21 protein-coding genes are annotated in these 26,943 nt (G+C 60.2%); 8 read left to right on the forward strand and 13 right to left on the reverse strand.

The features are described 5' to 3' along the window. Window positions 1–113: 113 nt before the first annotated feature. Complete coding sequence (locus tag ABIB60_RS11500) at window positions 114–3,695, forward strand: reprolysin-like metallopeptidase (RefSeq protein WP_354580009.1); 3,582 nt, start codon at window positions 114–116, stop codon at window positions 3,693–3,695. 117 nt (window positions 3,696–3,812) lie between these two features. Here the strand turns inward: ABIB60_RS11500 and ABIB60_RS11505 are convergent, their stop codons facing one another. The 3 genes from ABIB60_RS11505 to ABIB60_RS11515 form a co-directional block, all read right to left on the reverse strand. Then, window positions 3,813–5,918: a helix-hairpin-helix domain-containing protein gene (locus ABIB60_RS11505; protein ID WP_354580011.1), complete on the reverse strand. Its 2,106-nt coding sequence runs from the start codon at window positions 5,916–5,918 to the stop codon at window positions 3,813–3,815. Beyond that, window positions 5,915–6,826, reverse strand: a complete 912-nt coding sequence (locus ABIB60_RS11510; protein WP_354580012.1) for a hypothetical protein — start codon at window positions 6,824–6,826, stop codon at window positions 5,915–5,917. The genes ABIB60_RS11505 and ABIB60_RS11510 overlap by 4 nt, the downstream gene beginning before the upstream one ends. Before the next feature lie 361 nt (window positions 6,827–7,187). Further along, the gene (locus ABIB60_RS11515; RefSeq protein ID WP_354580014.1) at window positions 7,188–9,476 is read right to left on the reverse strand and encodes a S46 family peptidase; all 2,289 of its coding nucleotides are present in this window, start codon (window positions 9,474–9,476) and stop codon (window positions 7,188–7,190) included. 184 nt (window positions 9,477–9,660) lie between these two features. On the opposite strand from ABIB60_RS11515, the gene yidD reads away from it, so the two are divergent. The 3 genes from yidD to fbaA all read left to right on the forward strand — a co-directional run bounded on the left by yidD (window position 9,661) and on the right by fbaA (window position 12,219). Further along, window positions 9,661–9,882 carry a membrane protein insertion efficiency factor YidD gene (gene yidD / locus ABIB60_RS11520; RefSeq protein ID WP_315997896.1) on the forward strand — a complete coding sequence of 74 codons (222 nt, stop codon included), beginning with the start codon at window positions 9,661–9,663 and terminating at the stop codon, window positions 9,880–9,882. A 169-nt stretch (window positions 9,883–10,051) separates the two neighbouring features. Next, on the forward strand, window positions 10,052–10,951 hold the full coding sequence (locus tag ABIB60_RS11525; RefSeq protein WP_354580016.1) for a hypothetical protein: 900 nt from the start codon (window positions 10,052–10,054) through the stop codon (window positions 10,949–10,951). Window positions 10,952–11,130: 179 nt separating this feature from the next. After that, window positions 11,131–12,219 (forward strand): class II fructose-bisphosphate aldolase, encoded by a 1,089-nt coding sequence (fbaA, locus tag ABIB60_RS11530; RefSeq protein WP_354580018.1) that lies wholly within the window; start codon window positions 11,131–11,133, stop codon window positions 12,217–12,219. Window positions 12,220–12,406: 187 nt separating this feature from the next. Here the strand turns inward: fbaA and lgt are convergent, their stop codons facing one another. From lgt to ABIB60_RS11565, 7 genes are all read right to left on the reverse strand, one after another. Then, window positions 12,407–13,405: a prolipoprotein diacylglyceryl transferase gene (gene lgt / locus ABIB60_RS11535; RefSeq protein WP_354580020.1), complete on the reverse strand. Its 999-nt coding sequence runs from the start codon at window positions 13,403–13,405 to the stop codon at window positions 12,407–12,409. A gap of 24 nt (window positions 13,406–13,429) precedes the next feature. Further along, entirely contained in the window at window positions 13,430–13,840 is a 411-nt protein-coding gene (locus ABIB60_RS11540) for a PIN-like domain-containing protein (RefSeq protein WP_354580022.1), read from the reverse strand. Next, a complete protein-coding gene (locus ABIB60_RS11545; RefSeq protein WP_354580024.1) occupies window positions 13,818–14,519 on the reverse strand; it encodes a DUF433 domain-containing protein in 702 nt (233 codons plus the stop codon). Before ABIB60_RS11545 ends, ABIB60_RS11540 begins: the two co-directional genes overlap by 23 nt. A 225-nt stretch (window positions 14,520–14,744) precedes the next feature. After that, window positions 14,745–16,679, reverse strand: coding sequence for an NAD(+) synthase (gene nadE / locus ABIB60_RS11550; protein ID WP_354580026.1), 1,935 nt, complete (start codon window positions 16,677–16,679; stop codon window positions 14,745–14,747). A gap of 161 nt (window positions 16,680–16,840) precedes the next feature. Further along, complete coding sequence (gene rnc / locus ABIB60_RS11555) at window positions 16,841–17,590, reverse strand: ribonuclease III (RefSeq protein ID WP_354580028.1); 750 nt, start codon at window positions 17,588–17,590, stop codon at window positions 16,841–16,843. Further along, complete coding sequence (fabF, locus tag ABIB60_RS11560; protein WP_354580030.1) at window positions 17,590–18,837, reverse strand: beta-ketoacyl-ACP synthase II; 1,248 nt, start codon at window positions 18,835–18,837, stop codon at window positions 17,590–17,592. Before fabF ends, rnc begins: the two co-directional genes overlap by 1 nt. 178 nt (window positions 18,838–19,015) lie before the next feature. Then, the gene (locus tag ABIB60_RS11565; protein ID WP_019948606.1) at window positions 19,016–19,252 is read right to left on the reverse strand and encodes an acyl carrier protein; all 237 of its coding nucleotides are present in this window, start codon (window positions 19,250–19,252) and stop codon (window positions 19,016–19,018) included. 160 nt (window positions 19,253–19,412) lie between these two features. On the opposite strand from ABIB60_RS11565, the gene ABIB60_RS11570 reads away from it, so the two are divergent. Beyond that, window positions 19,413–19,841, forward strand: a complete 429-nt coding sequence (locus tag ABIB60_RS11570) for an IPExxxVDY family protein (protein WP_354580033.1) — start codon at window positions 19,413–19,415, stop codon at window positions 19,839–19,841. 162 nt (window positions 19,842–20,003) lie between these two features. Beyond that, window positions 20,004–21,443 (forward strand): pyruvate kinase, encoded by a 1,440-nt coding sequence (pyk, locus tag ABIB60_RS11575; protein ID WP_354580035.1) that lies wholly within the window; start codon window positions 20,004–20,006, stop codon window positions 21,441–21,443. A gap of 341 nt (window positions 21,444–21,784) precedes the next feature. Here pyk and rpsT read toward each other — a convergent pair whose 3' ends face one another. After that, window positions 21,785–22,042 carry a 30S ribosomal protein S20 gene (gene rpsT, locus ABIB60_RS11580; protein WP_354580036.1) on the reverse strand — a complete coding sequence of 86 codons (258 nt, stop codon included), beginning with the start codon at window positions 22,040–22,042 and terminating at the stop codon, window positions 21,785–21,787. 219 nt (window positions 22,043–22,261) lie between these two features. Continuing rightward, on the reverse strand, window positions 22,262–23,008 hold the full coding sequence (locus tag ABIB60_RS11585) for a DUF4142 domain-containing protein (protein ID WP_354580037.1): 747 nt from the start codon (window positions 23,006–23,008) through the stop codon (window positions 22,262–22,264). A gap of 279 nt (window positions 23,009–23,287) precedes the next feature. Between ABIB60_RS11585 and ABIB60_RS11590 the strand changes: the two genes are divergently transcribed. Together ABIB60_RS11590 and ABIB60_RS11595 are read left to right on the forward strand one after the other, a co-directional pair. Then, window positions 23,288–24,274, forward strand: coding sequence for a YheT family hydrolase (locus ABIB60_RS11590; protein ID WP_354580039.1), 987 nt, complete (start codon window positions 23,288–23,290; stop codon window positions 24,272–24,274). Window positions 24,275–24,641: 367 nt separating this feature from the next. After that, the gene (locus tag ABIB60_RS11595; RefSeq protein WP_354580040.1) at window positions 24,642–26,255 is read left to right on the forward strand and encodes a MutS-related protein; all 1,614 of its coding nucleotides are present in this window, start codon (window positions 24,642–24,644) and stop codon (window positions 26,253–26,255) included. Window positions 26,256–26,309: 54 nt separating this feature from the next. On the opposite strand, the gene rsmG is transcribed toward ABIB60_RS11595, so the two are convergent. Beyond that, window positions 26,310–26,930, reverse strand: coding sequence for a 16S rRNA (guanine(527)-N(7))-methyltransferase RsmG (gene rsmG, locus ABIB60_RS11600; protein WP_354580041.1), 621 nt, complete (start codon window positions 26,928–26,930; stop codon window positions 26,310–26,312). Between the last annotated feature and the right edge of the window lie 13 nt (window positions 26,931–26,943).

Raw genomic sequence — 26,943 nt, forward strand, 5'->3', positions numbered from 1 at the left:
AACAGCCAAAATATATCCAGCTGGAAGCGCGGCCCCGGCAGGCAAAAACTTTAACTTGAGCCGTCTATTTCTGCTGATTATTTCTCGAATTCTTGCATTCCTCCTCCATAAGTATGCACCAAACCCCTACCCTGTTCCGGCAAGCCTGGCAGTCGTTGCTGGCTGGTGGCGCACTGCTTGCCAGCCTGGGCACCTTCACTACGGCCTCCGCGCAGCGCGTATTGTGGGCCGATGCGCAGCAGGTGCCTACGGCCGCCCGGGCGGCCACGCAGCCGCTTTCCCACTTCCGGGCCGTCACCTTTCAGCTGGATGCGGTGCGCGCCGCTCTGAGTGCGGCTCCCACGGAACGCGGTGGCGGGGCGCGGGCTTCTGCTACGGTCATCTCGTTGCCATTGCCCAATGGTACTTCGCAGCGGTTCCGGGTGGTGCAGGTGCCGGTAATGGCCCCAGAGCTGGCGGCCCGTTACCCCAGCATCCGCACCTACGCAGCCCAGGGCCTCGACGACCCCTCGGCCACGGCCCGCCTCGACCTCAGTCCGGATGGGTTTCACGCCCTGATTCTGTCGGCCAGTGCCACGGTGTACATTGACCCGGCCGAGCGGGGCCAACAGACCCACTTGGTATTTGAGCGCCGGGCCATGAATCGGAGCGCATTCCCGTTTGTGTGCGCCACGCCCGCCGCCGATGCCAGTGCCGCGCTGCCCCAGCTAACCAAAGCGCAGCGGGCCGCGGTAGCCAATGGCACCACGTTGCGCACCTACCGGCTGGCCTTGGCTTGCACCGGAGAGTACGCGGCCTTTCATGGCGGCACCAAAGCCGGGGCCATGGCGGGTATGGTAGCCTCCATGAACCGGGTTAACGGCATTTATGAAAAGGAGCTGGCCGTACGAATGGTGCTGGTGCCCGACAACGACAAGCTGATTTTTCTGGACCCCGCTACCGACCCGTACACCAACGACAACGGCAACGAAATGCTGGACGAAAATCAGGCCACCGCCGACAACCTGATTGGAGACGCCAATTATGATATCGGGCACGTTTTCAGCACCGGGGGCGGGGGCGTGGCCCAGCTGCCTTCAGTCTGCGTTGCCGGCAAAGCCCGGGGCGTAACCGGGGCTTCGGCTCCCCGCAATGATGCTTTCGACATCGACTATGTAGCCCACGAAATGGGGCACCAGTTCGGGGCCGACCATACGTTTAACAGCACCACCGGCAACTGCGGCGGCGGCAACCGCTCGGCCTCATCGGCCTACGAGCCGGGCTCGGGTACAACCATCATGGCCTATGCCGGCATCTGCGGGGCCGATGACATTCAGCCTAACTCCGACCCCTATTTTCACTCGCGCAGCTTCGACCAGATTGTAGCTCACATTGTAGGGGCCGGCAACTGCTCGGTGAATACGGCCACGGGTAATACGCCGCCGGTGGTGAATGCCGGCCGCAACTACGCCATTCCCATCAGTACGCCTTTCACGCTCACGGGCGCCGCCTCCGATGCTAACAACGATGCCCTAACGTACTCCTGGGAGCAGTTTAACCTCGGAAACCCCAGTGCCCCAAACGCCCCGACCGGTGACGCCCCCCTGTTTAGGTTTTTTCCGCCTACCACCAGCCCCTCCCGCACTTTTCCGCGCTTGGCCGACCTGCTCAACAACACTCAAACCAAGGGAGGACTCCTGCCCACGTACGGCCGGCGCCTGATTTTCCGGCTGGTGGCCCGTGATAACCGCGCGGGCGGAGGTGGGGTCGACTACGACTCCATGAATGTGGTGGTGGTAGGCACTGCCGGCCCTTTTGTGGTCACAACCCCCAACACGGCCACTACCTGGGTGGCCGGAGCGGCGCAGCAGGTAACCTGGAACGTGGCCAACACTACGCAGGCTCCCATCAATGCTGCCAACGTGGATATTCTGCTCTCGACCGATGGGGGACTCACTTACCCCACGGTGCTGCTGGCCAACACCCCCAACGATGGGTGTGAGCCGGTAACCGTGCCGGCCAGCGTGGGAGCCTCTTCCCAGGCTCGTATTCGAGTGCAAGCTACCGGTGGTATCTTCTTCGACGTCTCCAACCAGAATTTCACGCTGGAAATACCCACTGGCCCCACCTTCTTCCTGCAGGGCCCCGGGTGCGGAGCCAGTGCCCTCGCTTTTTGCCCGGGCGGGTCGGGTACGGTAGCCGTTACGGCTGGCCAGTTGCAGAACTTTACGGGCGCCGTTGCCTTATCGGCCACAAATTTACCGGCCGGCGTTTCCGTGGTTTTTGCCAACCCCAGTTTGCAGGCCGGTGCCAGCACTACGGCCACCATCAGCACTACCGGGGCCGTGGCGTCAGGTACCTACGTAATTCAGTTGGCGGGCACCAGTGGTGGCGTGGTGCGCTACCTGGATGTGGTACTTACGGTGCAGGCGGCGGCCACGCAGGCCACCGTACTCTCAGTGCCCACCGGCGGCGGCCCAGCTACGCTTCGCCCCTTGCTCACCTGGACGGCCGTGCCTAATGCCACAGCCTACGAAGTGCAGCTTGCTACCGATGCCGCCTTTACCAACGTGGTTCTGAGCCAGACTACCGGCAGTGGAACCAGCTTCACCCCCGCCGGCGCCCTGCAGCCCCTCACTACCTACTTTGTCCGGGTGCGGGCCCTGAGCAACTGCGGCCCGGCGCCATTCTCGGCGGTGGTGCAGTTTACGACTGGTGCCCAGATCTGCCAGAGCCTGGCGGCCACCAACGTGCCTCGCACTATTCAGGCTGGCGCAGCTACTACGGTAACTTCGGTTATAGCCGTTACGCGCACGGAGCGGGTTTCTGACCTGCGCATCCGCAACCTGACCATTACGCATCCCAATGCCGGGCAGCTAGAAATCAGCCTGACCAACCCGGCCGGCCAGCGAGTGGTACTATTTGCCCGCAACTGCCCCGGCACCAGCAACCTCAGCCTCTCGTTTGATGATGCGGCGGCGGCGGCCCTGGCCTGCCCCCTGCCCAGCGGTACCACGGTGCGGCCCGCCACGGCATTAGCCAGTCTGCTGAATACCTCGGCAGTTGGCAACTGGACGCTCACCATTTCCGGCAACGACCCGGCCACGACCGGCACCCTCACCGGCTGGACGCTGGAGCTGTGTACGCTGAATGAAGTACCCGCCGCCCCCATCAACCTTACTTCCTATGCGCCGGTTACCACGGCTACCGGCGCTACCGTTGATATGCTCTGGCTCGATCGGTCGAACAACGAAACCGGCTTCGAGGTAGAGCGGTCCGTGGGCGGCGGGGCTTTTGCTCGCATTGCTACGTTGCCCGCAGGTGACACTTTCTACCAGGATGCGGTTACCGGTAATGGGCTTTACTGTTACCGCGTGCGGGCCGTAAATGGCTCCGGCGCTTCCGCCTACTCCAATGAAAGCTGCCAGACGGTAGGCACCATTACGGGCCTGGGCACCACGCTGCAGCAAGGTATAACCGTAGCTCCCAACCCCAGTGCCAGCGTGTTCAACGTGCGTATCGACAACGACCAGCGGGGCCGTATCGGGCTGCGGGTGACGGATGCCCTGGGCCGCCAGGTTCATTCCCGCAGCCTCACAAAAACCGATACTATTCTGCAGGTTCCCCTGGACCTGGGCAACCTCAGCACCGGGCTCTACTACCTCCACCTGGATCTGCCTAACGGCTCCACGGTAGTGCGCCTGCTGAAAGAATAGTCGCCGTTCAGCACAACGAGCAAAGGGTCGTCTTTCCGCGTGGGAAGACGACCCTTTTTCATGGTTCAAAAGCGCCCCGACTTGCGGTGGACTGCCCATGAATCCTCAAACAGCTTATCAGAACCGATAGCGCAGCTGGGCATTTACATCGGAGCGCCGGGAGCCCTCAATTTCCTCCAGGCCGGAGCCCACGGTGCGCTGGTGGCGGTAGTGCGTATCGGCGTAGCGCAACCAGAGCGTGAGGTGACGGTTGACTTCCACCTGAGCCAGCACATAGGCGCGGGTGCCCTGGCCGGACAGGGCCGGCACCGAAAAAGCGTACAGTACATCCTGCTCAAACACGTACTGGCGGGTATCGTAGTCGTCGGTGTCGAAGAGGGCGTAGCGGGCCGAGAGGCGCAGGCGGCGCCAGGGCTGCACCGTTACGTCCTGGGCCAGCACATAGCCGTGGCGGGCGTGGCCGGCATCCTCTTGGTATTCGGAGCCTTGCACCCGGGTGCGCAAACTCAGGAAGGCGGTGGGGCTGGCATCATAAAACAGCAACAAGCTGCGGCGGCGCGTAGGCACGGGCAGCGGCACGGGGCGCAGAGTATCGGCATCATAGGCCTTGGTACGCTGCCGGACCTGGGCGTAGAGCAGGCTGGTTTTGGTGGGACTGAAGGCCAGGCGTACCAGCCAGTCGTGGCCGGTGCTGGGCGCCCCGGCCTGGTAGCGCAGCCACGGAAACCTAAACCGGTCGTAGTACGCTGATATTTCCCAGCGGACCGCCGGCCGCAGCTTCAGCCCCAGGTACAGGCCACTTTCGTTGATGTTGCGGGTGTTTTCACTCAGGGCATTGCCGTACAGCGTGTGGAAGTTGCGGGCGTAGTGCCGGTACAAAGCCGAGACATCCACGTTGGGCGCGAGACTGGCCAATAGGCCGTTCACTGTGCCCAGCCCGCCCCCGCTGCTGCGGGCTGTTTCGCCAAACAGCAGCAGGTTACGCCACACGTAGCTGTAGTTGGCGCTGAGGGCCAAGTTGCGGCGGCCGCGCAGCTCGTAGGCATTATACGGCTCGTCGCGGCGCTGCAAGGGCTTATCGAACACCGTATTCACGGCCGTGAGGCCGGCCTGCAGGTCGCCGCCGCGGCTGGCGTAGCTGACGTTGCCGCCCAGCACGGTTTCACGCAGGGCTTGGCGGTTGGCCAGTTCGGTGGGCGTGCGGTGGAAGCCCGTGAGCAGCAGGCCGGAGGTAAATTCGCTGAAATCGGCCAGGGAGTCGCGGGCTGTTTGCAGGGCCGCATCCACCCGTTTGCGAGAAGCAAAGGCCGTGGCCCGCACGGTGCCGGTTAGGGCCACCGTTGCCGCTGCACCCCGGAAAAACGTGCTTTCCAGCACTGAGGAGTAGGGTCGCACGCCCACCGAGCTGCGGCGCAGGGTAGTAATGGTTTCGGCCCCCTTGCCCACCGCCAGCCCCGACGACAGCAGCAAGCCCTGACCAAACTGCAGTTGATAGTCGCCCAATGCCAGGGTTTTGAGTCGGCCCCGCTCCTGCACCATCAAGTGGCCGGAGTAGAAGTCGGCGCCGTAGCGGCGGGTTTTCGGGTCCCAGGCAAACTGCTCGCCGGCATCCTGTTCGGCCGTAAAGCCCAGGCTGAAATCCTTGCTGCGGCTCACGCGGTAGCGCACCAGCAGCTTATCGGGCGAGCCGAGGTAGCGCGAGGCGGGCACGCCGGTGCTGGTGGTATCGGGTGGGAGGTAGCCGGGGCGGCCCTGCAGAGTCCGCTCGTAGCGCACAAACAGCGCGTTGTTGTCTTCCTGCCAGATGCGCTGCCACAGCGGCCCGCGGGCGGCGTTGGGGTCGGTGGCTAGCACGGCCACGAAGGGTGCTACCCGGTAAATGGTGCGCAGCTCGAAGCCCTGAATACTCTGTAGCTCATAGAGGCTCAGCAGCACGCCGTTCCGCTGCCGGTGCTCCAGCAGGTTAGTTATCTGGGTTTCGGAGAGTAGCAGCAGGCCGCGCAGTTCCTCGCGGGTGGCCGTGTTCAGGTTGAGGGGCGTCTGGTAATACTGCAGCAGCGTTTCGTAGAGGTCCTCGTAGGGCACCTGGTCGCTTTGGATTTCAGCAAACAGCTCCTGGGTCAGCCGGTCGAGGTCGGGCACGGCGGCGCGGGGGTACTCTTGCGCCCGGGCCCCGGTGGCCGCGAGCAGCAATGCCCCAAATAAAAGCAAGCGGCGGCTCATGGTTGCGGCTGCAGTTTGGCCCACACGTAGGCCACGCTCAGCTGCTGGCTCAGGCCCAGGGCCTCGTGCCAGGCCGCGGCGTAATCCACCTGAAACTGCCCGGCCTTTAGCCCTACTCCGCCCGTAAGCTGCTGCTGCAACGATGAGATGCCCGCGCGCACGGCCAGCACCGGTACCGGCTGGTATTCCAACCCAGCCTTGAAGTCGGCGTCCTGCTCCACGTCTTTCTCGGTTTCAGCCAGCAACAGCACCTTGGCTGAAGCCCGCCACGCCAGCCCGGCCCGTAGCACCGTGGGCAGGCGCTCATCCTGGTAGCGGTAGAGGCGGGCCTGGTTGAGGTTGTAGAGCGTGGCCCCGAAGGTGAGCTTGCGCGGAATGATATCGGCCTGCCCGCCCAACGACGCGGCCACCACCCGCTGGCTCCCCAGACCCTCGAAGCTGGTTTGCAGCACCTCCACCCGCGCCCCCACCCGCACGGTGCCCAGCTGGTAGCCGTAGCCCAGCCCCAGCCGCTGCTCCGAGTACAGCTTACCCCCAAACCGCTGGGCCGTGAAACCCACTACGCCATAGCGCGGAGCCTCCGCAGCAGCCACCGCCGCCGATACGCCCGCCACCGGCGCGGCTGGCTGCCCGGCTCGGTAGCCGATGGGCAAGGACGCAGCCAACGAAACCGTATTCAGTGCGGGCAGCAGATACCGGTTTTCGACTCCCACGCCCACCGTAGGCCGGGCGAGGCTGCCTAGCGCGGCAGCGTTGGCGGCACCGGCCCAACCGTCATTTTCCAGCACGCTCCCGATGTGCCCGAGCCCCGCCGAGCGGGCACCCCACAAACCGGGGCCGTTGCCCTGAGCGTGGGCAGTAGCTACTAGTCCAATACACAACCCAGATAGCAGGTAAATTTTCAGCATAGGCGTAGGATAACAGTTTCTATTGCTGGAAAGTAGCTACTCTAGCTCAACCGTACAACGGCTTTTCTAGAACCCACAAAAAAAGACCCAACGCCAGGTGGCATCGGGTCTTTTTTTGTGGGTTGTCGCTCCGGATAAAGTGAGGAAAATCTATCGAATATTTAACCCGGATTCCTCGCGCTGCTCGGAATGACACAACTGAAGCTGTTTAGAAAGTACCTGAAGCTTGAAAGAACGTCATGCTGAGCTTGTCGAAGCATCTCTACCGCTTCGGTAGGATAGTTCAGGCGAAGCGGTAGAGATGCTTCGACAAGCTCAGCATGACGTTCTTTCGGATTTTCTAAACTGCTTCAACTAAGTGTTACAGCATGGCGGCGTCCTTCTTGCGCTTGATTTTGGTTTTACCGCCTTTTTCGGTTTTTACCTTCATCTTTTCCACGTCACTCATATCGGCACCGCTGGCGGTGGCGGGGCCTACGCCGGGGTTCGGGCCGTTGTTTACCAGCGTCATTTCATCCACGATGTGCTTGGCACCGCCCAGCTTCTCGATGCACCAGAGCACGTAGCGGATATCGGCGTTGATGCAGCGCTTCAGGTCGGGGTCGTAGGCCAGGTCGCCGGTCATGGCTTCCCAGTTGCCATCAAAGGCCAGGCCAATCAGCTCGCCGCGGCCGTTGATGACGGGGGAGCCGGAGTTGCCGCCGGTGATGTCGTTATCGGTGATGAAGGCCACGGGCAGGTTGCCCTGCTTATCGGCGAAGCGGCCGTAATCCTTCATTTTGAGCAGTTCCAGTTCTTTCTGGGGCACCACAAACTCGGGGTTAGTGGCATCTTCCTTTTCCAGAATACCCTGGGCAGTGGTTTTATAGTCGTACTCCACGGCGTCGCGGCCTTTATAGGGGCGCACGGTGCCATAGCTCAGCCGGATGGTAGAGTTAGCATCGGGCGAGTACACCTTCGTGCTGTTCTTCTCGCGCAGGGCGGCCACGTACTGACGGTTGGCGCGGCCCAGGCCGGCCTGCAGGCCCTGCAGCTTGGGCACAATGTTCTGCACGTAGTTGGAGTACACTGACTGATACGTTTTGTAGCCAGGGTCAGCTTCCAGCTTAGCCAGGGTAGGTGCGGCCAGGAAGGCGTTTACCTTGGCTTCCGAGGTTAGGAAGGAGTTGCTGAACACGTAGTCGGCGTACTTCGGCATCGAGCCGCCGTACTGCTTCTGCACCGTCTGGAACACGTCGGGCTGCTGGTCCTTGGGCACGTCCTGCATGTACAGGTTCATGAGGGCGGCAAATACCTTTTTGTCGGTGGGGGCGCTGTAATCCTTGAAGTAGTCAGCTACGGGCTCTTTCAGGTCGGCTACGGCTTTGTCGATTCCGCCCTTGTCGCCGGCTTTCAGCGCGGTGGCGAGGGGCATCATGCGGGCGGCCAGCGTGATGATTTCGGTGCCGAATGCGGCTTCGTTCACGTACTGGCTACTGAGGTTGTACTGGCGGATGCCGGCGTAGCTTTGGTTAATGGTGTTCAGGGCCTCGCCGTACTGCTGGGCGCGGGTCTGGTCCTGGGCAATCCACTGCATGAGGGCATTTTCCTCGGCTTTCTTGGCGTCCACAGTTTTCAGGCGCTTCATGCCTTCATTCTGGCCGATGAAATACTTCCAGTAGTTGGCAATACCGGCGTACTTGGAGGCGTATTTCAGGCGCAGAGCGGGGTCCTGGTCCATGTCCTCTTTCCACAGCTTCAGGCGAGTGTCGCGCAGCTTGATGCGGGCGGGGTTGGTCTGGTCGAGGGTGAGCTGCAGGCCGGCGGCGGGCAAAAAGCGCTGGGTGCGGCCAGGGAAGCCGAACACCATAGCGAAGTCGCCTTCACTTACACCCTGCAGAGCCACGGGCAGGTGCTTTTTGGGCACGTAGGGCACGTTGCCTTCCTGGGGGCCAGCGGTGGGCTGGTTGTTCTTATCGGCGTACACCCGAAACATGGAAAAGTCGCCGGTGTGGCGGGGCCACATCCAGTTGTCGGTATCCCCCCCAAACTTGCCCACGGCTTCCGGTGGCGCGCCCACCAGGCGCACGTCACCAAAGCGCTGGTAAATGAACAGGTAGTACTCGTTGCCGCCGAACATGTCGCGCACGTAGGCCACGTATTTGCCGTTTTCTTTGGCGTTATCCGCCATTTCGCGCTGGCGCTTCTGGATGGTGGCCATGCGCTCCTGCTCCGGGGTGGCGGGCGTAATGCCTTCCAGCACCCGGCCGGTCACGTCCTCCATGCGCACCAGAATATCCACGAACAGGCCGGGGTTCTTCTTCTCGTCGCGCTTGGTAGCGGCATAAAAGCCGTTCTGCAGAATGTTGTTTTCGGGGGTGCTGTGGCTCTGAATGGCGTCGTAGCCACAGTGGTGGTTGGTGAGCAGCAAGCCTTGGCTGCTCACGAACTCGCCGGTGCAGAAACCGCCCAGCTGCACCACGGCATCTTTCAGCGAGGCATTGTTGACGTCGTAGATTTCTTCGGCCGTGAGCTTGAGGCCTTTCTTCTGCATGTCGGCCTGGTTGAGGCGCTTCACGAACAGGGGCAGCCACATGCCTTCGTCGGCCTTGGCGGCCAGCGGGAGCAGCAGCGTGAGCAGCAGCACTTTGGCCCAGTGTTGTTTTTGCATGATGAAATTGGGGGTGGATGAGTGGTTTAGCGGCGAAGATAAGCTGTTCTGCCGTTGGTTCCCGCAGAGGGCGCAGTGTTGACGCGGAGGACGCAGAGCCATTCTGGAACGGTTCTGCGTCTTCCGCGTCAACACTGCGCCCTCTGCGGGAACATCTACCGCACGAGTTAACTTTATCCCCACTATGACCTACCTATTTCGCCAGCTGGTGCTGGGCCTGCTGTGGGTGTACCGCCACCTGATTTCGCCCCTCACCCCGGCCAGTTGCCGCTACGTGCCTACCTGCTCGGCCTACGCCGTGGAGGCTGTGACCAAATACGGCCCCTGGCGCGGCGGCCGGCTGGCCCTGCGCCGCATCGGCCGCTGCCACCCCTGGGGCGGCCACGGCTACGACCCGGTACCGTGAGGTGAGGTGGTGAAATAGTGAGTTTGATGTTCAGTGTGCGCAAGCGGCGCTATCAGAACATCAAACTCACTATTTCACCATCTCCCCATCTTATCATCCGTATAAGGCACTCTGTTGCTGCCGAAACCTGGGGTTACGGCAGTTTTTTTTCGCCTGAAACCAATCTGGTATGCGTAGTTTGTGTGTGGCCGCCGTTGTGGCGGGAATAATGTTCAGTAGCTGCTCGGAGGCCCAGACCAAGGAAACGGTCGGGACCGAAACCGCCGAAAAGCAGGAAAAACAGGGCAAGAAGAAGGGCAAGAAAGGCGGTAAGGGCGCCGAGGCCATTGCGGGCCTCACCCAGGTGGGCACCATGAGCGGCGTGCCGGAAAGCTCGGGCCTGGCCCTCACCGGCGAGGCGGGCTCCTTTTACACCCACGGCGACGACGGTACCCAGCCCATTCTCTACAAAATCAGCACGTCCGGAAAAACCCTCGCCCAAATTGACGTACCCGTAAAAAGCCATGACTGGGAAAGCGTGACCCGTGACCAGAGCGGCAATGTGTACATCGGCGACGTGGGCAATAACAACAACAACCGCCGCGACCTGGTGATTTACCGCCTCAACCCCAGCAACCCGCAGCAGGTGCAGGAAATTCACCTCAAATACCCCGACCAGACGGAATTTCCGCCGGCCAAGGACGACCGGAATTTCGACTGTGAGGCCACACTCTGGTACGGCGGCAAAGTATACCTGTTTACCAAAGACCGGGGCCAGGAGCAAACCAGCAAGGTGTACAGCGTGCCCGATCAGCCCGGCACGTACACGGCTCAACTGGTAGCCAAGCTACCCATCCCTGGCGCTGTCACCGACGCCGCCCTCAGCCCCGACGGCCGCCGCCTGGTGCTGCTGGCCCGCCAGGAAATGTTTGTGCTGGAAGCCGGCAGCCTGCCCGAAATCCTGAAAGCCGCGCCCCAACAGATTTCCCTGAAAGGCGCTGGCCAGACGGAAGGCGCCGTTTTCACGGAAAACAACACGCTTTACATCAGCAATGAGCAGGGCGCTTTGTACACCTATAGCTTTCAATAATCTCCGGCTCGGGCAGCTTACAACACAAGAAAGAAACCAGTAACCGGCGGGCTTACAGCGAAAATTCGCTGTAAGCCCGCTACGGCGTTTAGCATGGCCCTTTTCTTTTGAGTATGTTTGACCGTCGATTCTGCAAACCCGGCGCGGCTCCTTCTGCGCCATCATCCTTTTCAGTACACATGGCTGAACAAACCACTCTCACCGGCCTGCGCGCCGGCGTGCTGCACGGCGACGAAGTGCAGCAACTCTTCGAACACGCTAAAGCTAACGGCTACGCCCTGCCTGCCGTGAACGTAACCGGCACCGACACGGTAAACGCCGTGCTGGAAGCCGCCCGCGACCTGAACTCGCCCGTAATTATTCAGTTTTCGAACGGTGGTGCCCAGTTTTTTGCTGGCAAAGGCTTGGCTAACGACAAGCAGCAGGCCAGCATTGCCGGGGGCATTTCGGGTGCCCACCACGTGCACCTAATGGCCGAAGCCTACGGCGTACCCGTGATTCTGCACACCGACCACGCCGCCAAGAAGCTGCTGCCCTGGATTGACGGCCTGCTGGAAGCCGGTGAGAAATTCTACGCTGAGCACGGCCAGCCGCTGTACTCCTCCCACATGCTCGACCTCTCGGAGGAGCCCATTGAGGAGAACATTGAAGTGTGCAAGGAGTACCTGAAGCGCATGGCCAAAATTGGCATGACGCTGGAAATTGAGCTGGGCGTAACCGGCGGCGAGGAAGACGGCGTGGACAACTCCGACGTGGATTCCAGCAAGCTCTACACTCAGCCTTCGGAAGTGGCCTACGCCTACGAGGAGCTGAGCAAGGTAAGCCCGCGCTTCACCATTGCCGCCGCTTTCGGCAACGTGCACGGCGTGTACAAGCCCGGCAACGTGAAGCTGCAGCCTGTTATCCTGAAAAACTCCCAGGACTTTGTGAAGGAGAAATTTGGCCTAAAGGCTGAGCGCCCCATCAACTTCGTATTCCACGGCGGCTCGGGCTCCTCGCAGGAGGAAATCCGGGAGGCTATCGGCTACGGAGCCATCAAGATGAACATCGACACCGACATGCAGTGGGCGTTCTGGGATGGTATCCGCGGGTACTACCAGAAAAACGAAGGCTTCCTGCAAAGCCAGATTGGCAACCCCACCGGGGAGGATTCGCCCAACAAGAAGTACTACGATCCGCGCGTGTGGCTGCGTAAAGGCGAGGAAAGCTTCGTAACCCGCCTCAAATCGGCCTTCGAAGACCTCAACGCCGTAAACCGCCGCCCCTAATTGGCAGTAGCGCGAACTTTGCAGTTCGCGTTTCCGCCCGCAAGCAGAAAGGCCCCGTGCTCAGGTTGAGCGCGGGGCCTTTTGTGTTACCCCACCCCCGGCCCCTCCCCTGCGGGAGAGGGGTGCCAGACGATAAAATCGTTGAACGCACCCCTCTCCCGCAGGGGAGGGGCCGGGGGTGGGGTGCCTACCGCTTGGCGGCGGCCAGGGCAGCTTCGCGGGCCTCCTGCTCTTCCAAGTCGCGGGGAGCATCCTGGGGGCGGCCGGGGCGGTTGCGGGCCGTGAACAGCACGTAGAGGCCCATGAACACCAGCGGGATACTCAACCACTGGCCCATGTTCAGGGTCATACCCTGCTCAAATGCCACCTGGTCTTCCTTGAAGAACTCTACCACAATCCGGAACGTGAACAGCAGCACCACGAACAGCCCAAACAGCTGGCCGCGGGGCGTGTGCTCCTTGGTGCGGTTCCACATCGAGTACAGTACCACGAACAGGAACACGCAGAACAGCGACTCGTAAATCTGGGTGGGGTGACGCGGCACGGCTACTTGTGCACCTGGACCCACGCTCCCGCTTACGGGCTGAGTTTCGTAGGCCATCTTACCATCAGGCTGGGCCACGCGGCGCACGGCTACCGAGCCGGCCGGCACGGGTTGGTCGGGGCGCGGCTCCTGCAGGTGCTCAGTGTCGCGGGGGAATACAAAGGCCCAGGGCGCATCGGTGGGGCGGCCCACAATTTCGGAGTTCATCAGGTTGCCAATGCGAATGAGCGCACCGCCCACGGCCACTACCAGCACAATCCGGTCAAGGGTCCAGAGCACATCGAACTTATTGTTGCGACTGAACAGCCACACGGCGAAGATGATGCCGATGGTAGCCCCGTGCGAGGCCAGACCCCCTTCCCAGATTTTGAAGATGCTCAGCAAATCATCCTTATACTGGGCCCAGTCGTAGAAAAATACGTGGCCCAGGCGCGCGCCCAGAACCGTGCCCAGCAGCACGTAAATGGTAATGACATCCACCCAACGCGGCGACACCTTCTCGGACTTGTACACGTGGCCCAAGATGAAGGTACCCACCACGAAACCCGACATGAACAGCAGCCCGTACCAGCGCAGCGTGAGCGGGCCGATTTCGGCCAGAATAGGGTTCGGACTCCAAAGAATGGCACTTAGCAAACTCATACGCAGGGAAGGTAAACGGTAGGGTTAGGAAGGAGAAGACAGCAGCTGCACGCTGCCATCCACGTACACTTTGGCCAGAAATGGCCGGGGCGTGCGGAGCGCAAACCGGCGCAGGCGCGGTAGGGCCCGCACCACACAGGCCGCCAAATCAGCGCTGGTGAGGCCTTTAGCTACGATGATAAATGTAGCGCCCCCGCTGGCTAGCAACGCCTGCTGCTCCAGTGGGTTGTAGCGGATGCGGCGCTCCTGGGTAAGTACACATAGGTCGCGAGCTACCACTGCCGGCAGCCACTCAGTATCGGGCGCTTCGGGCCGGAACAGGTCGGCGTGGCTTACAAAAGCCGTTTGCTGCTCGCGCAATGCGGCCTGCACGCGCGGCATGGCCACGGTCCGATCCAGGAAAAATATGGGGTCAGGCTGCGGCTCCAAGCTCATAACGAATTGCTTCTTCCACGGCGCGGGCAGTTACACCATACTCCCCAGCAATAACTTGCACTGAGTCACCGGCGCGGTACAGGCCCACCACCACATCTACGGGCACGTAGTTTTCCGTCAGCACGGGCCGACCAAAGGCAACGGTAGGGTCGACGGCAATGAGGGAGGGTAATCCTTCGGGCACGAAGCCGGCAGTGCTGCCGTACACCGGAAACAACCGCAGCGGAAAACCATCGGCGGCCCGCTCAATGCGACGCAGGTAGGCCTCCACCAGCTCCCGAATAGTTAGCTGCCCCCGCCGAGAGGCATTAATCAGCATGGAATCATCCTCCAGAGCCCGCACAAACAAATCCACGCCGTCGGTTTCAAACTGGTGCTGGGCCAGCGGGTTTTCCGACTGCAGCTCCTGGCGCACAAACTGCACCGCGTGGCGCACCCGCTGCAGCGAAATACCGTGCTGGTGCCGAATGGCGGCCAACACGTGTACTTCTACCAGGTTCAAAAATGATAACCCGTCGGCGCTGGCTGGCTGGACCAAAGCATCCTCGGCCCGCGTCCAGGTTTGCACGGTAGTGGCCGAAAGCCCCGTGAGGTGGGCCACCTGCCGCGTAGAGTACAGGGGCAGCCGGTAGGCCTCACGTTCCTGGTATAGTTGAGTCAGACTGCTTGCCGCCACCATGCTGTTGGGAGTTGAGCTACGAAAGTACAGGGTTTACCGCAGAACCAGCCTTTTCGTGCCTGTCATTCCGGCTCAGCCAGTGTGAGCGGAACGGTCCCCGGTCCGGCGGCTGGAAGCCGTCGGGCCGGTTTAAGCGTGCTGACGTTGTTCCGTTGCCGTTCGGGTGTCGGCTAACGACAACCGGCCCGACGGCTTGCAGCCGCCGGACCGGACGTGCAAGTTTTTTTACAGCGCGTTCAGCTCCTGCGTGAAGCCTCCGCTCAGGATAGGGAAACGCAGCCAAGAACGAGGGTCCACGTTGTAGTCATCGAGGTGGAAAGCCGGGGCGTACCGCTCCCGCTTCCATTGATTGCGGCTCCAGAGGCTGTAAAAGCGCTTTACGTAGGTTTTCAGCTGCTCCTCATCGGTGGCTGTTTCCTCCTGCACCAGCGTAGCCAGCACCTGCCGGGGACTGAGCCGGTTGTAGAACGCCAGCCGTTCGATGCGGTTAAGCAGCGGATAAGGCATGAGGTCCTTTTCGTCCGTTTGCTTTTCTTCCAGGGGGCGCAGCTCGGCGGTGGGCTGCAGGGCATTCACGTGGCGCAGGGCCGGATAATTCAGCTCGGTTTCGGCCCAGCGCAGCCACTGCTTCACAAAGGCCTTATCCACACCCGCAATAGGCGAGATGGAACCGGCTGTGTCGCCGTCCATGGTGCAGTAGCCCACGCTGGCCTCCGAGCGGTTAGAGGTGGTCATGAGCAGGCAGTTTTGCACGTTGGCCAGCAGCCAGATGGCCGGGGCGCGCACCCGAGCTTGAATGTTCTGCAGGGCCAGATCATCCGTCTGCCAGGTTAGCGGGCGGCCCAGCGCGTGCTCAATCTTGCCCACGTAGCCGGTTACTTCCTCATCAATCGTCCAGTCGTAGAACACCGCGCCAATGGAATCGGCCAGTTCCTTGGCAGAGTTGTAGGTGTCGTCGGAGGAATTAACGGTGCCCTGGTAGGCGCAGGTGAGCAAGCGGCGCGTGAGCTGCTGATTCACTGTTTGCTGCTGCTGGCCGGGCTCCGTAAGTGAGGCATCCTTGGGGCCGGGGGTTTGCTGGTCGGGTACTGGCATTACGGGGCCGGCCAGTTGCTCGATTTCCTCCACCGTGAAGCAGCCGACCCGGCGCATAAACTCGGCCGTACCCAGCTCAGCAGTGCCCAGGCGCACCAACTCCGCCACGGCCACGGCGCACATTACCGAGTCAGCCCCACCGCTCAAACTCAGCACAAAGCCCCGGCTGCGGGCCTTGCGCAGGTAGTCGAACAGGGCCAGACTCAAAGCCTGATTCAGCTCCCGGTACTCGTCCGGCGCCGGTAGCGGCTCTATCTCGGCGGCGGGCTCCAGGGGCTGGCTGAAATCTACGTCCACGCATTCCATATCTACTTCCTTGAAGCTCATGAGTTGGTTGCGCAGCAGCAGATGGCCATTACGGGCTACCAGAATTTCGCCGTCGTAAATCATGCGGCCGGCCTCGTTTCCCAGCAAATTGGCGTAGAGGTAGGTGCAGCGGAAGTTGCGCGAAGCCTCCGTCACGAGGTGGTAGCGCACATCGGTCTTGCTCATGGCAAAGTGCGAGGCCGAGGGATTCACAATCAAATCTACCCGGCCCACGAGGCGGCAGGCGGGGCGCACGTCGTCGGGCCGCCACGCATCCTCACAGATTTCAAATCCGAACTTCACGCCCTGGTGCTCGAAAATCATGTCGCCCAGGGTCCACTCCTCCCCTTCCCACTGCACCGTGGTAGTTTCGCCGGCCGGCCAAGGGTGGAAGAAGCGCGGCTCATAGTGCACGCCATCATTGGCCAGAAACTGCTTGGCCGCAAAACCCAGAATCTGCCCGTCGCGCAGCACCGCAGCCGTGTTATAGGTGCGGTGGTTGAGCCGGATGGGCAGCCCCACTACCACGCAAATGCCGTCGGTCCAGGGCCGCACCTGCTGCAAGTGCAGCAGCGCCGCCTCCGGTAGCCAGTCACTCAGAAACAAATCTTCGCAGCCGTACCCGGTAAGGCACAGTTCGGGCAGGCACAGTAGCTCCACCCCGGCCGCTTTGGCCTGCTCAATGGCCTCGCGGATGGTGCGCAAATTATGGGTCCAGTCAAATGGTATCTGATTGAGGGCGGCGCCGGCTATTCGCATGAGTTCGGGTGAAAGGGTTGACAGTGCAAATCAACTCCATTTCCCCGGATTGGGTTGCCTCTGCGCCTTCTGCGTAAACCACCGCGTCCTCTGCGGGCTACGTCGTTGGTACGATGGTAGCCCGCAGAGGACGCGGTGGTTTCGCAGAAGGCACAGAGTTCTTACACCCCCAGCGTATCCAACGCCCGCTCAGCGGCTAGCTGCTCGGCCTGCTTCTTACTCAGGCCCATACCTACGGCTACTGGGTTTTCATCCACCACTACCGTGGCCGAAAACTCCATTACGCCACCGGGGCGGGCTTCGCCGGTGAGGTCGTAGCGCAGGTTTTTGCCGTTGCGCTGGGCCCACTCAATCAGCTTGCTCTTGAAGTTGGTGGTCGTCTGGGTCATGGCCTTCACGTCCACGTAGGGCTTGATGAGGCGGCTGAGCACAAACTTGCGGGCCGTTTTGTAGCCTTGGTCGAGGTACACGGCTCCTACCAGCGCCTCCAGGGCATTGCCATTCACGGAACGGGAGCGGGCAGCCCGGCCCTGGGCAGCATCCAGCTGCACCAGCTTATCGAGGCCAATTTTGAGGGCAATGCCGTTGAGGCTTTCCCGGTTCACGATGCGGCTGCGCATCTCCGTCAGGAAGCCTTCTTGCTCGTACGGGAACTTGCGGAACAGGTACTCGGCCACCACCGTGCCCAGCACGGCGTCGCCGAGGAATTCCAGCCGCTCGTTGCTTTGGTGGCGGGCCTGCTCACCCTGCTGCCGCACAATGGAGGAGTGCGTGAAAGCCAGCTGGTACAGGCGTACGTTGTCGGGCGTGTGCCCTGTGAGGGTGGCAATAGCCTGCCGAAAAGCCCGGTCACGGCCCAGCAGTCGGCGAAAAAAACCGAATAATGGCAGGGGCTGACCGGGCTTTGGCATTAGTCGCGCACTTTACGGAAGATGACGGACGTGTTGTGGCCGCCGAATCCGAAGGTATTACTCATGGCCACGTTCACCTCGCGGGCCTGGGCTTTGTTGAACGTGAAGTTCAGCTTGGGGTCCAGCTCCGGGTCGTCGGTGAAGTGGTTGATGGTGGGGGGCACCACGTTGTGCTGCATGGCCAGGATGCAGGCCACCGCTTCAATAGCGCCCGCGCCACCCAGCAAATGCCCCGTCATGCTCTTGGTTGAGCTGATGTTCAGGTCGTAGGCGTGCTCACCGAACACCTTTTGAATGGCCTTCACCTCGGCCCCGTCCCCCAGCGGAGTGCTGGTGCCGTGGGTGTTGATGTAGTCCACATCGGCGGGCGAAATACCGGCGTCACGCAGGGCATTCTGCATTACCAGCACTACGCCGTTGCCCTCGGGGTCCGGCGCGGTGATATGATAGGCATCGGCCGACATGCCGCCGCCAATCAGCTCGGCATAGATTTTAGCCCCGCGGGCCTTGGCGTGCTCGTATTCTTCCAGAATCAGCGAGGCTGCGCCTTCTCCCAGCACAAACCCGTCCCGCTCCTTATCGTAGGGGCGAGAAGCTTGCTCGGGGGCATCGTTTCGCTCACTCATGGCCTTGAGAGCATTGAAGCCGCCCACCCCCGATTCGGTGATGGCCGCCTCCGAGCCCCCGGTCACCATTACATCGGCCATGTTCAGGCGGATGTAGTTGAAGGCCGAGATGATGGAGTCAGACGAAGACGCGCAGGCCGAGGTAGTTACGAAGTTCGGGCCCCGGAATTTGTGGCGGATGGAGATGTTGCCCGACGCGCTGTCGGCAATCATCTTCGGAATGAAGAAGGGGTTGAAACGGGGCGTACCGTCGCCGTTGGCGAAGTTGATGCACTCGGCCTGGAGGCTGGTGAGCCCCCCGATACCGGAACCCCAGATAACGCCCACCCGGTCTTTATCCACTCCCTTCAGGTTGGCATCCTGAATGGCCTCATCGGCGGCAATCAGGGCAAACTGGGTGAAGATATCCATTTTCCGGCCCTCCTTGGTGGGGAAGTAGGTATCCGGGTTGTAGTTCTTCACTTCGCAGGCGAAGCGAGTTTTGAACTTGCTGGCATCAAAACGGGTGATGGGGGCGGCCCCACTCACGCCGGCTTGCAGGCCCTCCCAATAGGCAGGGGCGGTGTTTCCCAGCGGGGTAATGGCACCCAGGCCGGTCACGACAACTCTCCGAAGAGACATAGGCTGGCTCAGAGAAGCGAAAGAAAGGAAATCACTAGAAAAGCAAAACGGCCGGCGGCAGGCCGGCCGGCAAGCAGCTGTAATAAGTATTTGGTATTGAGTAATTAGTAGTTAGTATGTCGCTATACACAGCAACACCACGGAATCCAACTACTCAATACCAAATACTTATTACTAACTATTTGGCGTGCTCCTCGAGGTAGCTGATAGCCTGGCCCACGGTGCCGATGTTTTCAGCCTGATCGTCTGGGATAGACACGTTGAATTCTTTTTCGAATTCCATGATCAGCTCAACGGTATCGAGCGAATCAGCGCCCAAGTCGTTGGTGAAGGAAGCCTCCGGCGTTACTTCCGAAGCTTCTACGCCGAGTTTATCGATGATGATGGCCTTTACTTTTTCTGCAATTTCAGACATTTCCGTGGGGGTTTAAGGAAAACTCGGCACAAATAACACCATCTTCGCTAACATTGTCAAACTTCACCCCCCTAATCTTCCGGGTGCAAGATTATGGCCCGTTGAGTTCCACCGGGGTACTACGGCGCTTATTTTTGCGTTTTCCTTCCTTTTTCCGCTCATGAAAACCCTTACCCTGGATGTGGAGTATGACTGCGACTTCGACTTGTTCGGGCTCGTATCGTCCAGCCGGGAGCATACCTTGGCCTGGGTACTCAACCGGGCGCTGCATCTGCGGCTGATTAAGCAGCAGGACCTGATTTACGACCTGTTTAGCCAGGGCCGGCTGGTCATCAGCAACTATCTGCATACCACCGAGCACTACACGCTACGCTTGCTCCGTAACCGCTCCGTGGACCCTTCGCCCCTGAAAAAGCCTTTCCTCGCCCCCGATATCAAGGAGTACGACTATCTGTTGCAGGTGAGCAACGGCATGGCCAGCCACTCATCAGATGAGTTGCTCGTGCAACTTTCGGCTCTGCCCGAGGTCCAGTTAGTCAGCCAGGTTGACCCGAATGACCTTAAATTCAAAGAAAATCTGCTCTTTTGAGTTTTGAACTCCTGTACTGCTGGGTAGCACGAAGGACCTTATCACGCCGGACTGCCACTCGCCCAGACGAGCTGTTGCTACGGGGTAAGGTCCTTTGCGCTGCTCAGTGCGGCATGTGTTTCCTTGTTTTACTGAACTACTTTTTTGACCATACAACGCCTCATGGAAGCTCGTCCGCATTTTAATAAAACCAAGATAATTGCCACCGTGGGCCCCGCGTCCAACACCTACGAGAAGCTGGGCATGCTCATGCGCGAAGGCGTGGACGTATTTCGCCTCAACTTCTCGCACGGCAGCCACGAAGACCACCTATCGGTGATTAACACGGTGCGCCGCCTCAATAAGGACATGCGCACGCACGTAGGCCTGCTCCAGGACTTGCAGGGCCCTAAAATTCGTCTCGGGGAGGTGGAAGGCGGCGGCGTAGAAATTAAGGCCGGCGACAAAATTAAGCTGGTGTGCGGCGAGAAGGAAATCAGCACGGCTACCCGCTTGAGCACGATTTACCTGGGCCTGGCCCGCGACGTGAAAGCCGGCGACATGATCCTCATCGACGACGGTAAGATTGAGCTGCGCGTGCTGGCTACCGACCGGGACAAAGAAGTGGACGTGGAAGTAATCTACGGCGGCCTGGTGAAGCCCCGCAAAGGCATCAACCTCCCCGACTCGGAGGTTTCGGCTCCTTCCATGACGGAAAAGGATATCGAAGACCTGAAATTTGGCCTCGAAAACGACGTAGACTGGATTGCCCTCTCGTTTGCCCGCCGGGGCGAGGACATCCGCTTTATCAAGAGCCTGATTGCGGAGAGCGGCAAAACTGCCCGCGTAATTGCCAAGATTGAGACGCCCGAAGGCCTCAAGAACCTCGACGAAATCATTGCCCTCACTGACGCTGTAATGGTAGCGCGCGGCGACCTGGGTGTGGAGGTGAAGATGGAGGAGGTGCCAATGGCCCAGAAGATGATTGTGGAGAAGTGCAACAAGGCCGGCAAACCGGTAATTGTAGCTACCCAGATGATGGAAAGCATGATTACCGCCCCCCGTCCTACCCGCGCCGAAACCAGCGACGTGGCTAACGCCGTGCTCGACGGGGCTGATGCCGTAATGCTCTCCGCTGAAACCGCCGTGGGTGCTTATCCCGCCGAGGTAATTCGCTCGATGGTGGGCACGATTATGAGCGTGGAAACCCGCCGCGAGTCGCTGTACCACCGCTGGTGGCCCATCACGCCCGAGTCGCCCACGTTCATGGTGGACAGCGTGCTGTCGGCGGCCTGCCACCTGGCCAAGAACACGGGTGCCAAAGCCATTACTGGTATGACGCACCGGGGCTACACGGCCTTCCAGATTGCCAAGTACCGGCCCAAAGCCAACATCTTCATCTTCACCGATAACCGCTCCCTGCTTACTACTTTGAGCTTAATCTGGGGGGTACGCGGCTTCTACTATGATCGGATGGTGAGCACCGACAGCACCGTATCGGATATTAAGTACGCCCTGACTACTACCGGCCACCTGCAGAAGGGTGACGTGTTTATCAATACGGCCTCCATGCCCATTAACGAAAAGGGCAAAACCAACATGGTAAAGGTAAGCGTAGCGTAACCGCCTACTGCTATTCACGAAAAAGTCCGTCAGCACTTTGCTGACGGACTTTTTTATTGAAGCTTTTTAGGAGGTCCTAAAGATCAACCGACTGTCATGCAGAGCCGGAGGCGCAGCATCTCGCGTGCTGACGTTGCCGTGCCATTCATACATCAGCACGCGAGATGCTGCGCCTCCGCTTCTGTATGACATTTCACTATTTTCTAAACAGCGTCATTGGCTTGCCGTGAATGTAGCAGCCACTATTTGCCGCTAGGACAGTGTGCAGCCGAAACAGCAAAAGGCCCTGAGCTTGCGCCCAAGGCCTTTCTGTATAAAAGAGCAGAAAGCCGGTTGACTACTTAGGCAGCCAGCGACTTCACGAACTTGGCCAGCTTCGACTTGTTGTTGGCGGCTTTGTTCTTGTGAATGATGTTCTTCTTGGCCAAACGGTCCAGCATCGACGATACTTTTTGCAGCTGCTCCTGAGCGGCCGAAGCATCGGTGATACCGCGCAGCTTTTTGATAGCAGTGCGAGTAGATTTAGCCTGGTAACGGTTCAGCACGCGCTTAGCTTCGTTGGAACGGATGCGCTTAAGGGCCGATTTATGGTTTGCCATGGGGGTTGAAATATGGTCTTCTGCTCGAATTCAGTTCAATTGGGGAGTGCAAAGGTAGTGGTTTGGTTTGAAATAGCAAACCTCTCAGACAAAACCTCCTCATCCTCCCCCCAGTAAGCAGCCGCCCCGGCTTTAGCTCAGAAGCCAAGGTCGGGGCGGTATCTATTTCAACGGAACGCTATATCGACGGGCTTGTTGGTTTAACCTTTCGCTCAGCGCCTAGTCTACCTTTTTTTCGGTTTCACTGGCCATCTTCTCATGGGAGCGAAGCATAGGTAGGGTGTTGGTAGCAAACGTCTTCACGGTTGGCGTGTCGGCAGCCCGGCTTTTCACTTCAAACATGGCAATGTCCATCTTGTGCGCTGTTTCCATGGCGTCCATGTATGCTTCATCGAAATCCTTACCCGATTTGCTCATGACTTTATCAGCCATGGCCTGATGTACCGGCATCATGGTTTCAGGTATCTGCACACCCAGGGGCGTGGCCACTGATTTGAGGTCTTGGGTGGCTTTGGTATGGTGCGTCACCATCATCTGTGCGAATCGCTTCACGTCGGCATTGCTGGCCCGTTGCGCGGCCGCTTGCCCAAGCTGTATTTCCAGCAGATTACTACTAGCCGCATTCATCAGAAACACGGGGTCCTGCATGGTAGCAAAGGTGGCCGTGAAGGCAGTCATATCGGCGGGGTTGCCCGCGCCGGCACCGGTGGTGCTACCGGTAGCGCTGCCGGTTGTGCCAGCCGCCCCGCTCGATGCTGCTGTAGTAGTTCCGCTACTGCCAGTGCCGGAGGTAGCATCTGCAGCAGGAGTCGAGGTCATGTCGGTGCCGGAGCCGGTGCCGGTAGCATCAGTAGCTGATGTGGTAGCGGCATTAGTGGCGGCACCGGGGCTGGTACCCGTACAGGCAGCGCCTGTAGCAAGTGAACCCAGCAGAAAAAGGCGGAAAATACTGTGCGTTGTTTTCATAATGCGTAGGCAGTTGGTCAGGACCCTATTCTACGTTCATCCTGCTGGTGGGTACGCATATTTCTCTGATTTTATTCTAGCTCAACCAGTCACAAAATATTGAACCTCAACTATTAACACAACAGCACGTGCATTGTAGAGGTGGAGGTAAAAAGGCTATTTCACGCCCAAACTGTTTCCCTTTCAGACAACGGTAAAGTAGGCATGCCTACTTTACCGTTGCGTATATTTCCAGGCCCTACTTGGCTGCACTTTTCTGGATTACTGCTGCCTACTGCTATGCCCCTCGTCTCACACTCCGCTTACCAGCCGCCGTTCTACATGTTCAACGGCCACCTGCAAACCATTGTGCCCAGCCTGTGGCGCTCTGTACCCGATGTGCGCTACCAGCGGGAACGGGTCGAAACCGAGGACGGCGACTTTCTGGACTTGGACTGGTCGCGCCGACCTGACGGACAAGCTACCGATACCCTCGCCATTGTATCACACGGGTTGGAGGGCGACGCGGGCCGGCCCTACGTGCGGGGTATGGTGCGGGCTCTTAACCACGCCGGCCTCGATGCCCTGGCTTGGAATTACCGCAGCTGCAGCGGCGAGATGAACCGCCTGCTCCGCTCCTACCACCTCGGCGACACCGACGACCTGGATTTTGTGGTGCGCTACGCCTTAGGCACTGCCCGCTACCGCCGCGTGTTTCTGACGGGGTTTTCGGCAGGCGGCAACGTGACGCTCAAATACTTGGGCGAAAACCCGGCCCGGGTGCCGAAAGAAGTGCAGCGGGCCGCTGTGTTTTCAGTGCCTACCGACCTCAAATCCAGTTCCCACCATATTGCCCGCCTAGAAAACCGCATCTACCTGAACCGCTTCATGAAAACGCTACGGGAAAAGATGCGGCAGAAAGCGGCCTTATTACCGGGCCAGGTAGACCTGACGGATATTGATACCCTCCAGGATTTCCCCCAGTTTGACGACCGGTTTACGGCACCCATGCACGGCTTCAAGTCGGCGGATGAATACTACGAGCACGCCAGCTCGGGCCGCTACCTCAGCGGCATCCGCATTCCTACACTGCTGGTCAATGCCCAAAACGACCCGTTTCTGCCGGCTTCCTGCTTTCCCCGTGAGGTAGCTGCCCAAAGTCCCTATTTATTCCTAGAAACGCCCGCCGACGGGGGCCACGTGGGCTTCGGGGAAGGCGCCCCGGATGGACCGTACTACTCAGAGCGGCGCGCCGTGGAGTTTCTGACGGCGGAGGTACCGCGCTAGTGAGGTAGCAGCTACGGGTTGTGCGGTATTTTATGCTTGGTTTGATCTGCTTTCTTCCACGAGTGTTCTGAAGCCTGGTCAGCGCATAACTGATGGAGCAGGACAACTGTCTCCTCTTGAGTTGCAGGCATCCTAGTGGTTTAGCGCAGCTATAGTAGCAGCAGACACTTGTGTTCAAGCTCCTGTAACGCTTGAAACTCCTTCTCGACCTATTTGTATCCCCTGCTCCGGAATTGCACCGGTTTTACGCCTACTCCTCCTGACACCGGCGCGGGGTATTCTCCTTATCCTCACTATCCAGCTACCTTTCACGGTGTCTGGGGCGGCCGGGGCACTACCCACGCTCCGCTAACGGCTCCCGTTTCTTATGTGGACTTCTTCTCGCAAGCGTTTAGCGCGCCTGGAGGCGGCCTGGCAGCAGCCGGTTTCGCACTCCGCTAACCTGCCCTTAGTGACCCGCTACTATGACTTGGTGCAGCACGAGCCGGCCTATCACCGGTTGCCGGACCAAACCTGGGCCGACCTGAACGGCGACCTGCTCTTTGAGCTGCTCGATGCCACGGTGAGCCGGGTAGGCCAGCAATGCCTCTACCACCGCCTGCGCAGCCCGTTGGCCGATGAAAACGCCCTGCGCGAGTTTGATGCCGCCGTCACCTTGCTGGCACAGCAACCCGTAGCGCGCGGACAGGCCCTGCTCGCCCTCGACCAGCTAACTGCCCGCGAGGCGTATTATCAGGTCGATTTGATTAGCGGCGAACCGCTCCCCACGTTGCCCGGGGCCCGCTTCGCGCCGCTGCTCGCGCTGGGGTTGCTAGCCACGTTGCTCGTCGGTTTTTGGCTACCCATTTTCTGGCTGGGCACGATTACGTTTGCCCTTACCAATGCGGTGTTTCATTTCTGGCAACTTCAGCGGATTAATATTTGTGTCCGCCCGCTGCTGCAGTTGGGCCGCCTGTACCAAGCGGGACGGGAGTTGCAGCAGACGGCACTACCCTTGCAGCACCTACCAGCGCCCCTGGCCCGGCTGAAGGCTCTCGTGTGGCAGGTGGCCTTCTTTCAGGTGGAAGACAACTGGCTGCTGGAACTACTCAAGATGCTGCTGCTGCTCGATATGGCGGTGTACGCGCGTTGCCGGGCGGCCGTGCAACGGGAAGCCCCCGCTATCCGGGCGGTGTTCGAGGCGGTTGGCTACATTGATTGCGCCCTGGCGGTGGCCAGCTTCCGCCAGCGTCATACTACCTGTGCGCCCTGCTTCGGGCCGGCGGCCGAGGGTATTCAACTGCAAGCCGGCTACCACCCGCTGGTGCCGGGGTGCGTGCCGAACGACCTGACCCTCGCCGGGCCGGGCGTCCTGCTGACCGGCTCGAATATGTCGGGCAAAACCACCTTTATGCGCACGCTGGGCGTGAGTGCCCTGCTGGCCCAGACCATAGCCACCTGTCCGGCCACCGCCTACCGCGCCCCTTTCTGCCGGATACTCACCAGCCTCAGCCTGGCCGACAGCCTGCCCACGGGCAAAAGCTACTACTTGGTAGAGGCCGAAACCATGCGGCAACTGCTGCTGGCCTGCGACGCGGCTCCCGACAGCTACCTCCTGCTGCTGGATGAACTGTTTAAAGGCACGAATACCCAGGAGCGCATTGCTGCCAATAAAGCCGTGCTGGAGTATCTGCAGCCCCGTAGCTGGGTAATGGCAGCCACCCACGACGGCGAGCTGGGGGCGCTGTTGCAGTCGTGCTTTACCGAGTACCATTTCTGCGAGACGGTCACGGCAGAGGACTGGTATTTCGACTACCGCCTCAAACCCGGGCCGCTTACCACGCGCAACGCCATCCGGTTGCTGGCGCGCCTGCACTACCCGGCACCGGTGGTAGCGGCGGCCCAGGCCCTTAGCGCCACACTGGCTACGCAAGCCCCACCCAGTAGCGCACCATTACCCCAGCCGGAGGAGCTTATTTCCGCCGCTGATTCGGCCAGGTAGCAGAAAAACTTTTGCACGGCGTAAAAAAGCGCAGCGAGGCAGGTACTTATTCCCCTACGCGGGCACCACTACCACTTTCTTGGTTTCAAAAAAGGGCTCTTGGAAGAAGTCTGGCAAATCAATGACTGTGGCTTTCAGGCCGGATTCCTGAATTTCCTCGGTCAGGTCGCCGCCTTTTAGGTAGTAGAGGCCGCTGCCCGGGGCCGCTTCGTGGCGGGGCTTGTAGCGGTGGGCAATCCAGGTGTGGAAGGTGGCCAGGCGGGCTACGGCACGACTCACTACGTAGTCGTACTTGGGGCGGAGCTGCTCGGCGCGGGTTTGCTCGGCGGTGAGGTTAGTGAGGTGCAGAGCATGAGCCATTTCCTGCACCGCCCGGATTTTCTTGCCGATGCTATCCACCAAATGAAACTTCACCTCCGGGAACAGGATAGCCAGCGGCAAGCCCGGCAAACCGCCCCCCGTACCCACATCCAGCACTGAGGAACCCGGCGCAAACTCCACTACTTTGGCAATACCCAAAGAGTGCAGAAAGTGCCGCTCCTCCAGGTTGTCCACGTCGGTGCGGGCTACCAGGTTGAGGCGCTCATTCCAGCCCCGGAACTCAGTATCGAGCTGCTGGAACTGCTGGCGCTGGTGGTCGGTGAGGTGCGGGAAGTAGTGGTTGATCAGGTTCATGGTGGGCGTAAAG

It is taken from the genome of Hymenobacter sp. UYP22 (assembly GCF_040547285.1).
In the GTDB taxonomy this organism is placed as follows: Bacteria; Bacteroidota; Bacteroidia; order Cytophagales; family Hymenobacteraceae; genus Hymenobacter.